This window comes from Bradyrhizobium sp. RT6a (assembly GCF_040547675.1).
Classification (GTDB): domain Bacteria; phylum Pseudomonadota; class Alphaproteobacteria; order Rhizobiales; family Xanthobacteraceae; genus Bradyrhizobium.
The window spans coordinates 320,509-333,956 of record NZ_JBEPQC010000008.1 but is presented as its reverse complement, the minus strand read 5'-3'; the positions used below and the strand labels follow the sequence as shown (position 1 = coordinate 333,956).

Annotated in this window: 12 protein-coding genes; 5 read left to right on the top strand and 7 right to left on the bottom strand. The window is 63.5% G+C overall.

The genetic code is table 11. From position 1 onward, the window contains the following. The first annotated feature begins 415 nt into the window (after positions 1-415). Positions 416-1,114, top strand: a complete 699-nt coding sequence (locus tag ABIC03_RS32465; RefSeq protein ID WP_275172808.1) for an outer membrane protein — start codon at positions 416-418, stop codon at positions 1,112-1,114. A 577-nt stretch (positions 1,115-1,691) separates the two neighbouring features. Here ABIC03_RS32465 and styB read toward each other — a convergent pair. Both styB and styA read right to left on the bottom strand, forming a co-directional pair. Further along, positions 1,692-2,177, bottom strand: a complete 486-nt coding sequence (gene styB / locus ABIC03_RS32460) for a styrene monooxygenase NADH-dependent flavin reductase subunit StyB (protein ID WP_275172809.1) — start codon at positions 2,175-2,177, stop codon at positions 1,692-1,694. A gap of 45 nt (positions 2,178-2,222) precedes the next feature. Next, positions 2,223-3,473: a styrene monooxygenase subunit StyA gene (styA, locus tag ABIC03_RS32455; protein WP_354064146.1), complete on the bottom strand. Its 1,251-nt coding sequence runs from the start codon at positions 3,471-3,473 to the stop codon at positions 2,223-2,225. Between the two features lie 107 nt (positions 3,474-3,580). Here styA and ABIC03_RS32450 point away from each other — a divergent pair, with 107 nt between their 5' ends. The 4 genes from ABIC03_RS32450 (at position 3,581) to ABIC03_RS32435 (ending at position 7,263) form a co-directional block, all read left to right on the top strand. Then, positions 3,581-4,510 carry a LysR family transcriptional regulator gene (locus tag ABIC03_RS32450; protein WP_354064144.1) on the top strand — a complete coding sequence of 310 codons (930 nt, stop codon included), beginning with the start codon at positions 3,581-3,583 and terminating at the stop codon, positions 4,508-4,510. A gap of 30 nt (positions 4,511-4,540) precedes the next feature. Continuing rightward, positions 4,541-5,563: an LLM class flavin-dependent oxidoreductase gene (locus tag ABIC03_RS32445; protein ID WP_354064142.1), complete on the top strand. Its 1,023-nt coding sequence runs from the start codon at positions 4,541-4,543 to the stop codon at positions 5,561-5,563. A gap of 130 nt (positions 5,564-5,693) precedes the next feature. After that, the gene (locus ABIC03_RS32440; protein ID WP_354064140.1) at positions 5,694-6,158 is read left to right on the top strand and encodes a DUF2846 domain-containing protein; all 465 of its coding nucleotides are present in this window, start codon (positions 5,694-5,696) and stop codon (positions 6,156-6,158) included. A gap of 28 nt (positions 6,159-6,186) precedes the next feature. Continuing rightward, a complete protein-coding gene (locus tag ABIC03_RS32435) occupies positions 6,187-7,263 on the top strand; it encodes a M48 family metallopeptidase (protein WP_354064138.1) in 1,077 nt (358 codons plus the stop codon). Positions 7,264-7,271: 8 nt separating this feature from the next. Here the strand turns inward: ABIC03_RS32435 and ABIC03_RS32430 are convergent, their stop codons facing one another. From ABIC03_RS32430 to ABIC03_RS32410, 5 genes are all read right to left on the bottom strand, one after another. After that, entirely contained in the window at positions 7,272-8,852 is a 1,581-nt protein-coding gene (locus tag ABIC03_RS32430) for a hypothetical protein (RefSeq protein WP_354064136.1), read from the bottom strand. Positions 8,853-8,930: 78 nt separating this feature from the next. Then, positions 8,931-9,995 (bottom strand): glycoside hydrolase family 5 protein, encoded by a 1,065-nt coding sequence (locus ABIC03_RS32425; RefSeq protein ID WP_354064134.1) that lies wholly within the window; start codon positions 9,993-9,995, stop codon positions 8,931-8,933. A gap of 98 nt (positions 9,996-10,093) precedes the next feature. Further along, a complete protein-coding gene (locus ABIC03_RS32420) occupies positions 10,094-12,247 on the bottom strand; it encodes a GumC family protein (RefSeq protein WP_354064132.1) in 2,154 nt (717 codons plus the stop codon). Positions 12,248-12,494: 247 nt separating this feature from the next. Beyond that, entirely contained in the window at positions 12,495-12,653 is a 159-nt protein-coding gene (locus tag ABIC03_RS32415) for a hypothetical protein (protein ID WP_275172817.1), read from the bottom strand. Between the two features lie 196 nt (positions 12,654-12,849). Next, positions 12,850-13,296, bottom strand: coding sequence for a hypothetical protein (locus ABIC03_RS32410; protein ID WP_275172818.1), 447 nt, complete (start codon positions 13,294-13,296; stop codon positions 12,850-12,852). Positions 13,297-13,448: the final 152 nt, after the last annotated feature.

The window sequence follows — 13,448 nt, the reverse complement described above, 5'->3', positions numbered from 1 at the left end:
CAATCCGAGGCCGGATACATTGATGCAAGACCGCTCATCGCCAGCTCGACCAAATCTTCTTGCAACGCGCGGCCGGACCATACATTCGGGTCACAAGCGGTCCTGCACCGGCTGCGCGCGGCAGGTCCGCTAGGGCCAAGATGCGACGTCCCCGGTTGATGAGCTTCCAGTATGAACGGCACAAAAAGCCCGGATCGTGCCGGAGCTTTGGAATGCACAATGATCAGTACTTCGCGATGGCGGAACCGCGGAACTCGTAGCTCAGACGCCCGGTTGCGGGTCTACACGGTTCCCCCTTTAACAAATGACCAGAGCGATCCTCACGCAGATCGGACACGTGTGTCTGGCGCGCTACAGCAAATCCGGTGAGGTGGGGTAGCGTTTGGCACACGTTCTTAAACCTGAGAGACTCGAAATGAAAAAGTTCCTTCTCGCTACTGTCGCTTTTGCCGCCCTAGCGGGTACAGCATCGGCAGCTGATATGGCCGCGCGTCCTTACACCAAAGCCCCACCGATGGAGGCCTCGCCGATCTACAACTGGACCGGCTTTTACATCGGCGGTCACGTCGGCGGCGCATTCGGCGGCAGCAACAACATTCTGGCCCCCGGCTTCACCGGCACCAGCAGCAACGATGGTGTGTTCATGGGCGGCGTGCAGGTCGGTTACGACCATCAGTTCTCACCGAACTGGGTGCTGGGCATCGAGGCGAACTACAGCTTCCTCGACACCAATGACAATGCCTTCGTCAACCGTGGGCTCGGTTCGGTCACCGGTCGCCTCGGCTACACCTGGGGTCCGGCGCTGCTGTACGTCAAAGGCGGCTACGCCTGGGCCGACTCCCGCCTTACGAACGGCTTCGGCGGCGGCACATTCACCAACAGCGGCGGTGGTCGCGACGGCTACACCGTGGGCGGTGGTCTCGAATACATGTTCGCCCAGAACTGGTCAGGCAAGGTCGAATACCAGTACTACGACTTTGGCACGCGGAACGCTCTCTTCACCAGCGCCGGTGGTGTTGTTACCGCCGTCGGCTTCCGCAATGACGAGCACACCATCAAGGGCGGCCTGAACTACCGGTTCAATTGGGGTGCCGCCTCGGCTTCTCGTTACTGACGGCTTACGTAATATACTCAAAGGGCCAGCCATACGGGCTGGCCCTTTCTCCTAAGCCGGAATGGCTGGCGCGAGTTGGCGCCTTGCGGTTTTGCCAAGCTCTCCAGCAACTACTCGAGGTCAGCTACGGGCAACAGCGGTCCGCGGCGGGGTGCGCGCGGCAAGCTGTGGACCAGAAGCGGACATATGAATTGAAAGAGAAGCCGGGCCCCAACGGGTACGCGGATGCACTTGCTTGCCGCTGGCGGCGGCAGTCCTGGCATTCACTTGGCTGCGAGCCAACTCCGCAGCGGAGCAGTTCGTCCGCTCCTTTGCCGCCCGAGCCAGAGAGCAGATGGCATCGCTTGCCGTCCAATGCGCCTTCGAGCACATCGAACACACTTGCATGTCTGATGCATGGTGGAGCAACCTGAAGCGCCCGATGCGAGCCGCACTTCCCGAGCGGGTCAGGCGCGCAAATTCCCTGGCTTACCGCCGCTCGCCCCGTTGCTTATCCTATCGCATACACTATGCAGACTGGCGTGTTGCGGACATCCGTGGTCACAGCATTCCCTGAGAGCGACCAAGGCCGTCCCCCTCACCTCTCCACCGGCACCCCCGCCCCGCGATGATACCGGCTGGAAAAGAACACCAGCGGCGTGGTGTCGCGATGGTCGCAGGTCGAGACTTCGGCGATGATCAGCGTGTGGTCGCCGACGTCGACGTGCTGGGTCACCTCGCAGCCGAACCAGGCGATGCATCCCCGAAGGCGTGGCAGGCCGTCCACGATGTCGTAATCCGGACTGGCGCCGGTGTGCGGCTGGCTCGCGAAATGCCGCGACAGGTCGCGGCCATGGTCGGGCAGGACGTTGACGCAATAGCGTCCGGTCGCGGAGATCGCCCGGTGCATCCGGCCGAGCATGATGGAGACCAGCACGGTCGGCGGCGACAGGCTGACAGTGACAAAGCTGTTTGCAGTCATGCCGCAGACACGGCCGTGCTCGTCCAGCGCAGTCAGTACTGCGACGCCGGTCGCAAAGCGCGACGCGGCTTCGCGGAACGACGCCGGATTGGCGCGTTGCATCTCAGTCTCCGCTCGCGAGGTGGAGGAGCGTTGCACTATCGATCGTCACGCACTGGCTCTGACGGGCTCAGGCGGCGCCGACATGCGTTCGATCCAGGCCTGGAGGCGCTGCGGTGTCGAGATGCGGTCCCATTGACGGTCCGGGAAGTTGAAATTCTCGGTGAACTCGTTTGCCAGCGCGGGATTCTGGCTCATCGCGCCGATCAGCATACCGAGCGCGTCCGTCGGCGGCTGCAGCATCACGTTGGTCCAGCGCGACGCCGCCAGCACGCGGTCCTGCCGCTTCAGATCGATCTTCTCGCAAAGACGCGCGTCGAGCGCGTCGGAATGGACGATTTCTTCGCCGAGCACGAAGGCGGCATAGGAGGCGATATTGGCGCCCTGGCCCATCATGGGATCGACAATGGCATGGACGTCGCCGAGCGCGATCGCGCATTTGCCATCGTCGAACTCGACCACCGTGTTGCGCACCGTCGGGACCACACCGCCTTGCAGCAGATCCTGCGGCTGCGCCAGATCGAAGCGCGCCGTGTCGATCCGATCGTAGGTCGTCGGATGATGCTTCTCCAGCTTGCCCAGCAGCACCTTCAGGAAGTGCTTCGGGTTGTCGTCGTAGCTGAGCGTCGCCAGCTCTTCCATGTCGCCGCCCGGCACGTTTTCCATCAGCAGCGCGTTGGCAACACCGCCGAAGGTGACGGTCGGGATCACGATCATCTCGCCGTGCCCGGGTGACACCGAGAGCGTGACGTTCATGGGATCGGGCTGCCGCACGCCGGTGTAGAGCCCGACGCACAGTCGCCGTTGCGGCTGCGAATAGGGCGTGTGCTCCGGACGGTAGGTGAAGAGCTGGCCCAGCGGCCCCTTGCCGGTCGAGACGACCAGCAGGTCGAAGCGCGCGACCAGCGGACGGATGTCGCGCTCTTCGATGCGGCGGTATTCGATCCTGCCGCCGCGGCTGACGAAGTCCTTCATCAACGCCGGAAGATAGATCCGATAGTCGACGGCGCGGCTCGGCTTCGAGAAGTCACCGCGAAAGCTCAGCGGCTGCGGAAAATTGAAGACGTGATCGTGGTAGCAATAATGATCCTTCGGATCGGTCCAGTGATTGACGCCGAGATAGTCCTCGCGCGCGATCGTCACGTGGTGATGCGCGACGGTGTTGAGCAGCCGGATATTGCGGTAATCCTCGGGCGGCCGGTCGGTGATAACAGTGGCGTCCACGCCATGCTTCTGCAGGTGGAGCGCGAGATGCAGCCCGGCGATTCCGGCGCCGATGATGCCGATGTTGCGTGCCACCGTCGTGTCCTCCCTTGTGATTGTTCGTTTCGAGGAAGCCTAGCCGCCCGCTGTGTTGCACACTACGGAATAAATGGGATATAATTTATTCCGGATCGGAATGAATGATGGACCGGATCGATTGCCTGCGCGCGTTCGTTCGCACCCTCGAGGGCGGCAGCTTCTCGGCTGCGGCCAAGGAGCTCGGCATCGGTCAGCCCGCCATCAGCAAGCGCATCGCGATGCTGGAAGGCGAATTCGGCACGCAGCTGTTTTTGCGCACGACGCGCACGCTGAAACCGACGGCTGACGCGCACCGGATCTACGATCTCGCGCGGCAGATTCTCGACAGTTTCGACATGGCGCGATCGAGTGTCGAACAGGCAGCGCCCCGTCCCGCCGGCACGCTCCGGATTGGCGTGCCGTCTTCGTTCGGGCGACGCTACATGATGCCGGTCATCGCCGAGTTTGTCCGGAATTATCCGGAGGTTCGGGTCGACATCCGCTTCAGCGAGCGCTTCGTCAATCTGGTGGAAGAAGGCATTGAGCTCGCGTTGAGGATCGGAAATCTGGAGGCGAGCACGCTGGTGGCCCGCCGGCTCGGCACCGTGCAGCGCTATCTGGTCGCGACACCCACCTATCTGCATGGCCGTCCGATGCCGCGGACGCCGGATGATCTCGGCTCACACCAGTGCATCGTCTATTCGCGCATGACGCCGGCGCAGCAATGGGTCTTCGAATCCGAGCATGGCCGTCACGTCGCATCCATCAACGGCCCCATCCACGTCGACGATGCCGACGCGATGCAGGAGGCAACGATGCATCATCTCGGCATCGCCATCCTGCCCGAGTGGAACGCGGCGGACGGCCTCCGCAGCGGCGAGCTCGAGCATCTGCTTCCGGACTACGCCATCGCCGCACTGCCCCTGCATGCGGTCTATTCGGAGACGCAGTGGATGTCGCTGCGCGCGCGAAGCTTCCTGAACCTCCTGGTCGAACGCGCCGAGCACTTCGCGCCGGCCTCGTCGCATACCCGTACCGCCAGCGCCGGCGGTTGACGCCATCCCGGCCATCATTAAATGACGCCCATGAAAAAGATCGGATTCCTCTCCTTCGGGCACTGGACGCCCTCGCCGCGATCGCAGACCCGCTCGGCCGCGGACACGCTGCTGCAATCGATCGAGCTTGCGGTTGCGGCGGAAGAACTCGGCGCCGACGGCGCCTATTTCCGTGTGCACCATTTCGCGCGGCAGCTCGCCTCGCCCTTTCCGCTGCTTGCCGCCGTCGGCGCCAGGACCAGCAAGATCGAGATCGGCACGGCCGTGATCGACATGCGCTACGAGAATCCGCTCTACATGGCGGAGGATGCAGGCTCTGCCGATCTCATCGCCGGCGGGCGCCTCCAGCTCGGCATCAGCCGCGGCTCGCCCGAGCAGGTGATCGATGGCTGGCGCTATTTCGGCTACCAGCCTGCCGACGGCGAGAGCGACGCCGACATGGGCCGGCGTCATGCCGAGGTCTTTCTCGACATCTTGCGCGGCGAAGGTTTTGCAAAACCCAACCCGCAGCCGATGTTCCCAAATCCGCCGGGACTGTTGCGGCTCGAGCCCCATGCGGAAGGACTGCGCGAACGGATCTGGTGGGGTGCCGGCTCGAACGCGACGGCGGTCTGGGCCGCCAAGCACGGCATGAATTTGCAGAGCTCGACCCTGAAGAACGACGAGACCGGCGAGGCCTTCCATGTGCAGCAGGCCGCCCAGATCCGTACCTATCGCGCTGCCTGGAAAGAGGCCGGCCACCCCCGCGAGCCCCGCGTCTCCGTCAGCCGCAGCATCTTCGCGCTGATCGACGATCGCGACCGCGCCTATTTCGGCGGCGAGCGCGGGAGCGAGGACCAGGTCGGCTTCATCGACCCGCGGACGCGGGCGATCTTCGGCCGGAGCTACGCGGCTGAACCGGATGCGCTGATTGAGCAGCTCCGGCAGGACGAGGCGATCGCGGAGGCGGATACGTTGCTCCTCACGATCCCGAACCAGCTGGGCGTGGACTATTGCGCGCATGCGATCGAGGCGATCTTGACGCATGTGGCGCCGGCGCTCGGGTGGAGGTGACGGGAAGGGCAAAGCCAGGCCCGTGTGACCCCGACGGGAGCCTCAGTCGCACGACCTGAAGTCGCGGTTGACTTCAGTCACTACCCTGACAATGATGCCGCCGGGGATTTGGAATTCATCAGGGGCGAAAATGCGGGGTGGTTATCTGGGGGCTCTGGTCGTGGCCGCGTGTCTTGCGGGCTGCGCATCGGGGCCGATGGGCAGTGCGGCTCTCACTGACAACGTCAAGTCAAATACTGCACGGCTTGTGGTCTATCGGACGTCGGCGCTGGGATTTGCGGTTCAGCCCAACTATGTGGTCGACGGGCGCGTGATTGGCGGCAGCCAGGCCGCAGGATTCGTGGCGTGCGAGCTGCCTCCGGGCCGCCACGAGGTCGCCGTCAACAATCTGCCGCTGAGTACCAATCTGTTCGGACAGGGCAGCGAGAAGGTGAGCCTCGATCTGCGCGCCGGCAGCACGACCTATCTCTCCGCCCAGCCGCAGATGGGGATCGTGACACCAGGCGCGATCACGCTGATCCAGGTCACGGAGGACCAGGGTCGCGCGGACGTCGCCAGCCTGCATCAGAGCAACGGGTCGTGCGGCAAGGCGTGATTCGAATCGTTCCGCTCTCGAAGCGCTGATGAGACGCCTTGCCCTGACGATCATCCTGCGTCTTGGCCGCTACGCCGTTCTTCCGGTCGTGGCACTGGCCTGCGTGATGCTGGCTGTCTGGCTGATGGCAATGGATCGTTACACGGTCGCGACGCTGGCGACCGCACCAATCGTGTTCTCCATATTCACGGCCGCGGTGGCGGTCGCCATTGGCCTGCTGCTCCTGCCCACGCCAAAGCATCGGAGTTTCGAGGCGAGCGAGGAGACCGCCCCAGGCCTCTGGGCGGCGTGGAAGGAGCTCGACCATGGCTTCGTCCGATCCAACCGCAGCTTGCGGATCGACACCAATTTCAACGCATCGATCAGCGAGGTCAGCCGATACGCCGGGCTGTTCGGGCGGCAGATCACGATGATCGTCGGCCTGCCACTGCTGATCATCCTGGATGAGCGTGCAGTTCGCGCGGTCATCGCCCATGAAGTGGCCCATGCCCGGCTTCGCCATACCTCGGGAAGCATCAACCTTTCGGATTTCATCGCGGCCTCCGAGAACGTGCTGTTCTACGCCGATCCAGACCACACCATCACGGGACGCATTGCCCGAGCCCTGCTCCGCTCCGTGCTCGAATGGCTCGACAGGGAATATCGCACCCTGTCGCGAGAGAACGAGCTTTACGCCGATCTCGGGGCCGCCGAACAAGTTGGCCGCGCCGAGATGGCGCGGGCGCTGGTCCTGATGGAGGCGTGCGGAACGCGTCTCACCGATCTCATCTACGCCCCTTTGGAGAAAGAGGTGCTGGGCGCCATCCATGCACCCCGCCCGCCCTTCGAGCGGGTCTTGAACCAGCTCGGGGACATCAGGGCGCCTGAGCCGATGACCGCGGCTGCCGTCGCGGGCCTGACGCGCGAGCACGATCCGGACGCGACGCACCCGCCCTTTGCCAAGCGGCTTGTCAATCTCGGATACACCGGCGTTCCCGATATTGGCGACATCGAAACATCCGCTATCGAGCAGCTTCTCTCGCAGGACGCGGCAAAGGACATCGCGGCCCGCTTCGACGACGAATGGCGGAAAAAGGCGCAGGCTTGGGTGACCGTCGGCTGGTGAGCTACGGGCTACGTCGCGGGCTGGTAGTGTGCCAGCCGCTCCGGGTCGGCATCCGGAGCCGAGACCGTCTGCGCCCTGATGTGGCTGCCGATGACCAGCCCGGCGAGCGAGAGCATGAGCCCAAGCGCCAGCGGCGCGAACAAGGCCTCTTCCTGAAACAATCCATTCAGCAGCACGACCATGACGCCGAAGCCTGCGAGCCCCTGCGTCAAATATCCGGAGAACGCATAAAGACGCCAGGCCTTCAGCGCCACCGCGAAATGAAACGCCAGCGGAACGAGGGCCGCGATGCCCATCTGGTACAGCAGGACGCCGATCGCACTCTCGACGGCGCCGTTGGTCGTTCCGGCGGCCTGCGCGGCGCTCCAGTCGATCGAGAAATAGTCGTCCGAGAGATTTCCGCCAACTCCCAGGCCGCGGCCAAACGGCTTTTCGAGAAATCCGTTCAAGCCGCCCATGAGGCCAAGAACGTGATAGTCGCCGATCTGCAAGCCAACGCGGATCGCGGCAATTGCAAACACGATCAACGCCACGAAGCCGAGCCATAGCGTCACCACGGCGCCGAGCAGACGGGTCGATATCCAGGCCGCAGCCACGAAAACCACCACGATGAGCGCTCCCTTGACGCTGCAAACGATCAGCAGCGGCAACGCCACAAGGGCCAGAACCGGACGCCCTACCGAAAACAGGAAAAGCCCGAAAAAAGCGATCCCGTACGCGAAGCTGATCGGGTGCATATTCGGTCCGTGGATGCGGAGGATCTTCGACAGGCCGAACCCTTCGAGCAGGGGCGTATTGAGAAAGTCGAAGCTGAAGCGATCCTTCAGATCGACCGGTACGTTGCCGGTAGCGCGCATCTCGGCTTCCCAAACGCCGGAACGGGCCGCCTTGAGCTCGTCGAAACCCCAGAACGTGTAGCCGTTGGTTATGGCCAGCCAGAAATCCCGAAACGCAAACTCGACGTATCCGCACAGGATCAGAATGGCTCCAAGCGTCACCAGGAATGGCGTGGCGCGAACCTCATAGGTCGCGGCCGTCAGCAGCGAGAGCTGGAACAGGAACAGCGGCAGCACGATGTTGCGCAGATAGACCGTTGCCGCCTGGCCATCCTGCACGAAGCCGATCGCAAAATACAACGACACCACGGCGAGGGTCACGACACCCCAGCGCATGATTTGATTGACGTCCGTCGACCTGTTCCTTTGGCCGGCGACGTACAGCCCAAACGTCGTCAGCCACATCACGGAGCAGACGAGAAAATTGTAGCCTTTGATGAAGTCCAGGTCGGACGGCGCCGAAATCAGCGGCGACAGGATCGAGACGAAAAGGTTCTGGAAGAACAGGACGAAGATAGCGATGGCCGGCGCGTAGGTTGGAACCGCAACCACGATGGCGATGGCGACGAGAACTTCGACGGTCAGAGACAGGACCGGGCTCGCCACGTGCAGGACCGGCACAAAGCCGATGGTTGCGAGGGCGATGCAGAGCGTCGGGATCAGCTCGCGCCAAGGCGAACGTGAAGGCGAACGCGTTGGCTCGGGACAGCCCGCCTGCACGGCTTGAAGATGCGGTGAGGTCCCGCCACTCATGACTCGTCCTTTGGCGCAGCGCGGCGGCCACGATAGCGGCAGGAAGCGTAAGGATTCGTTAACGATGGCGGACCGGGTTCAGCGCCGGCCGGGCCTGGTCGCGCCGAGCAGCGCGCGCATGACGTCGGGATCGGGCTTGCCTGTGCCGTTTTCGAGCAGGCCGAATCCCTGCGCCAGCTCCCAATGCGTCCAGCCCCAGCAATGCGCCCGCGCATATGCGGTCACGGCCGCGAGCCAGCGCGCGCGGCTGTCCCGGGGTGCCGCGGCTTTCAACACGCCAAATTCGTTGATGATGATCGGGCGCGAAAATTGCTGCTGCCACGCGATCGCGGGCTTGAGCCAGCGGCTGACATCCGGCTTGTCCCTGGCGACGGCAATCGCCGTGTCGAGCATGCCGAGCGCCTTCGTCGCGCCTCTGTCCTGCAAGTCCCGGCGGAGCGCCCGAACCCCGGGATCGCCGGCGCTGATCGGATAAGGCAGATCCGTGATGTCGTGCAGCGGATCCTGCACGTCCCAATGGCCCTGGTGTGTGAACACCATGGGATCGTAGAAATGGATGGCGTAGACGACGTTTGGATCCGGCAACGGGCGAAACCGCGGCAGCGAGTCGGCGCGTTGCCAATCGACCGGGCCGACGATCAGCGTGGTCGCGGGAAGCAAGTGTCGAACGAAGGCAGCGAGCGTTTCGACCTGCTTTTGCCATCTATCTGCTTCGATGTCGGGCTCATTGAGCAGCTCGGCAAAGACGCGGTCGGCCGGAAACGATTGAATGACCCGCGCGAGCGTGCCCCATGCATCCTCCAGCTCGCGCAGCGACGCGTCGGCGTCGTCCTTGTGCAGGCGATTGAAACGATCGCCGGAATGAAGATCGACGGAGATTGAATAGCCGAGCGAGATGAGCTGCTTCAATGCCTTGTCGAGCGCCCGGAGCGTCTCATCGCGTTCCGCGTTCGAGGTGAAGCGCAGCATCACGCGCTCGGCCGGTACCGGCAAGCGGACATGACTCATCCCTGCCTTGCGAAGTTGCTGCAGCAACTCGCGAGTTGGAGGCGCGGATTTTTCGCCATTGATCCAGCCGTCGGCATTGAACCCGCGCGACAGCGCGGCGAGCCTGTCCGGCGCGACGGTCTGCGGGACAGGCACGCAAGTTTCGGCCGATGCCACTGATGCGAGCGACATTGGCATCAAGATCGTGGACAGCAAGATCGTGGAGAGGAGCAGACGACGGCACGTCGCCATCGTCAAATCGCCCTGCTAAGCGGGCCGCCGCCGGGGTGAGGCGCGGCAGAGCCCGCGGGCGCATGATTGACGACGAGGCCGGTCGGGATGGCGTCGTACTTCGATAGCGCGGCGGTCACCCGTCGCATCGCCGCCGAACCGAGCTCGCCGGCGCGCACCACCGGGATGATCAGGTCCGCGTGCGCGGCGAGCGCGATCGCATCTGGCTGCAAGGCAAGATTGTTCGCATGGACGATGATCAGGTCGAACTCCGAGCGAATGTCGTCCTCTGGCCGCGCATTGGCCTTCCTGCCGGCGCTCAGCAGCTCGTCGATCGACTGGAGCCCCGCAGTGGTGGAGCCGTCCTGCCATTCGGTCACCGGCGGCTGGGCGCCCGCGAATTCCGGCTGCAGTCTTATCAGCACGCTCATCATCCCGCGATCGACCGCCGCGCGGTTGAGGGAGCGCGCAACGGTGTTGCCGCCGGCGCTCTTGCCGACCGACAGCACGAGGGCGACCTTGCAGCCACGCGCCGGGGCACGATCGATACGCTCGAGCAGCGGACGCAAGTAAGTGCCGAGATCGAGTTCGGCTGTGGCGGCAATCGGTCGTTGCCAGACAGTGTTGGGCGCAGCTCCCGACATCAGTTCGGGAATGCGGGACCAGACCGGAAGGTTCGGCATCGCCTCGGGTTGCTGCACGGCCGGAGCCGGACGCTGGACTTGCCGCTTGAGCATCTCCCTCGCCTCCGCATGCGCCGGCGTTCGAGCCGGAGCCTCGGCAGGATCGGACTTGTCGGACATGCTCGTCATTGCCGCAACCGCAGCGGTTGACGTCAGCAGCGAGCCGATCGCGAGCGCGGCGAGCAGCAGCGCGAGCGGCGGACGCGTGGAGCGCAGCGGCGGGATCGCGGGCGAGGCGATCTTGGTCTGCGAGCTCTGAAGCTGACGCTGCTCGTTGGTCGTCTTGAACCGCGACAAGAACTGCTCGTAGATGTTCTTGTTGGCATCGGCATCGCGCTGCAGTTCCTGCAGCTTCACGAGCGCCTGACCGTCCACCAGCATCTGCGTCTCGACCGCCTTGAGCTGCTTCTCCAGCGCAGCCTGCTGCTCGAGCTGGGCCTCGTATTCGGATTTCGCGGTGTCGATGTTTTTCTTCCGCTCGACCTCGATCTGCCTGTTGATGTCAGCCAACTGGCTGTAGGAAATCGCAAGATCAGGATGGCGCTCGCCGTAGACCGCCTTCTTCTGTGCGATCTGGTCGTTCAGGGTCGAGCGCTGCGCGCGCAGCATGCTCAGGAGATCCTGCTTCACCGGACCTTCGACATTGGCCTTGAGATCGCGCTGCACCTGCTCGTAACGCGCCTTGGCTTCCTCGGTGCGCGCGCGAGCGGCGGAGACCTGCTGGTTCAGGTCAGTCACCCGCAATTGCTGGGTGGTGGAATCCTTGCCGGCATTGAGGATCTTGTGCTCGAGTCGGAAGGCTGCGACGGCGTCTTCCGAGACGCGCAGGCGCTCGTTCAGCGCCTTCAGCCGGTCCTTGAGCCAGTCGGCCGCCTCGTCCGTCGCATCGCTGCGGACGCGGCTCTGGGTCGCGACGAACGCCTCTGCGATGGCATTGGCATAATAAGCCGCCCGCTCCGCATTGTTCGAGGTGAACGAGATGGCGATGACGTAGGTCAGGCCACGACGCGAGATATCAAGACGGCTGCGGAGTTTTTCGAGCAGGCGCGTCATGTCGGTATGACCGCCTGCGATATCTTCGTCGTCGGCGATCTTGAGCTTCTCGATCAAGGGCCGGAGAAAGCCGTCCGACTTGGCGATCTCGATCTGGCTCTGAAGCGCAGCGGCGTCCTGGCCGATGCCAGGCAGCACGTCCTGATCCGTGGTGACGCGCAGCTCGCGGGGATCGACCACGACGAGCGCCGTCGCGGCATACCGGACCGGCAGCACCATCAGCACGACGAGGCCGAGCGCGAAAAGTGCCAGCGCCAGCATCAGGATGCGCCGGCCGTTCTCGCGCAGGAAAGAGAACGCACCGGTGAGGGTCAGCGATCCCTTGATCAGCGAGGGTGCTGTGTTGTCGGGCGTCGCCGCCGCAGCCCGCGGCGCTTCCCACGAAGCCGCGGGCTCCGTCGGGGCGATGCTTCGCGGAGATGCGCTTCTACCGAACGCCATGGAATTGGACTCGAAATCAACTGACAGGCACAGCCTAGAGACTTGCTACACCGTAAATATCCATGGTTAACCCGCGGTTACGGCGGCCGCGAAGCTCGGTAAACGGTTCGTTAAGAGACGACGCACGGCCCTGCGCGTAGAGCGGTCCCGCGCGTCCGGGCACCGGGCGACACCGAATGCACGCGCTTGCGAATGAGTTTTCTTGTGCGCTTCGACGACCTGGCGCCGGATTATGCCGCGCCGGATCTCAAAACAAAGCGGCGCTGGCAGCCTGTCCGTTGATCATTGCGGCAACCAGAGAGAGCAGCAAGCACGCGCCCGAGAAGGTCACGAGGACTTTCAGAGTTTCAACATCAACGTCGGTTCTCGTCGCCCGGGATATCGCCTTTGCCAATGCAGCCATCATTGCCAGCTCCGAACAGGCCGCGTGGAGGCGCGCCTGATTCCCATCGAGTGTCATTGGGCGCGTTTGCGTGTGAAGCAGATTACAGGTGATGTTGCGTGCCGAACCTCACAGGGCAGCGATGCGCGAAGCAGATCCGACCGGATTGTCTCGCCTTCGCGCCATGATGCCACGGGCAAACAAACGCTGGATCCGGCCGTCAAATCCCGCCGGGTAGCTCAACGCCCGCTTCCGTCAGGTCACGGAGGAATTTCCGCACCAGGAGCATGTTGGTTCTCTGCAGCTCGTGATTATTGCCGAACTTGAACTGGTTGGCTTCGGTGACGATCAGTCCCTGGTCGGTCTCGCGGAAAATGCCCTGCTTCTTCAACCGATCGGCGCGCCGCCGCACGGTTTCGATCGGCAGACCGAAAAAGCGGGACAGGGCGGCACGGGAAACGCCCTGCTTGATCTGATCCGGCTCAACCGCCTGGATGCTGCCAAATTGCCGGTCCAGTTCGGGGTTCTTCATGATCTTGAGAACGTTGGCGTTCAAGACCGCATGAATGATCATCAAGTCCAGCGGATCGAAATCGTAGTGGCGGAACATTTCGCTGGCTGCGCACAGCATGTAAGCCAACGAGTGGCGGGAGACGGTTCGGATCAAATCCGACGCGATTTCCTCGCCTTCAGTCGTACCAACCATGGCCAGTGCCCGTTTCTACGGATTTCCGGTTCGACGCCCACAAGCCGGTTCTATGTATCAGTGGCGCACCGCGCCTGAGGCAGGACCGGTCTGCTGTTTCCCCCAATATGGGT

Excerpts from the sequence above, each read along its gene's own strand:
- ABIC03_RS32465 (WP_275172808.1), top strand. The coding sequence starts at position 416 with ATGAAAAAGTTCCTTCTCGCTACTGTCGCTTTTGCCGCCCTAGCGGGT.
- styB (WP_275172809.1), bottom strand. The coding sequence starts at position 2,177 with ATGCAACGCGCCAATCCGGCGTCGTTCCGCGAAGCCGCGTCGCGCTTT.
- ABIC03_RS32450 (WP_354064144.1), top strand. The coding sequence starts at position 3,581 with ATGGACCGGATCGATTGCCTGCGCGCGTTCGTTCGCACCCTCGAGGGC.
- ABIC03_RS32445 (WP_354064142.1), top strand. The coding sequence starts at position 4,541 with ATGAAAAAGATCGGATTCCTCTCCTTCGGGCACTGGACGCCCTCGCCG.
- ABIC03_RS32440 (WP_354064140.1), top strand. The coding sequence starts at position 5,694 with ATGCGGGGTGGTTATCTGGGGGCTCTGGTCGTGGCCGCGTGTCTTGCG.
- ABIC03_RS32435 (WP_354064138.1), top strand. The coding sequence starts at position 6,187 with ATGAGACGCCTTGCCCTGACGATCATCCTGCGTCTTGGCCGCTACGCC.
- ABIC03_RS32430 (WP_354064136.1), bottom strand. The coding sequence starts at position 8,852 with ATGAGTGGCGGGACCTCACCGCATCTTCAAGCCGTGCAGGCGGGCTGT.
- ABIC03_RS32420 (WP_354064132.1), bottom strand. The coding sequence starts at position 12,247 with ATGGCGTTCGGTAGAAGCGCATCTCCGCGAAGCATCGCCCCGACGGAG.
- ABIC03_RS32415 (WP_275172817.1), bottom strand. The coding sequence starts at position 12,653 with ATGATGGCTGCATTGGCAAAGGCGATATCCCGGGCGACGAGAACCGAC.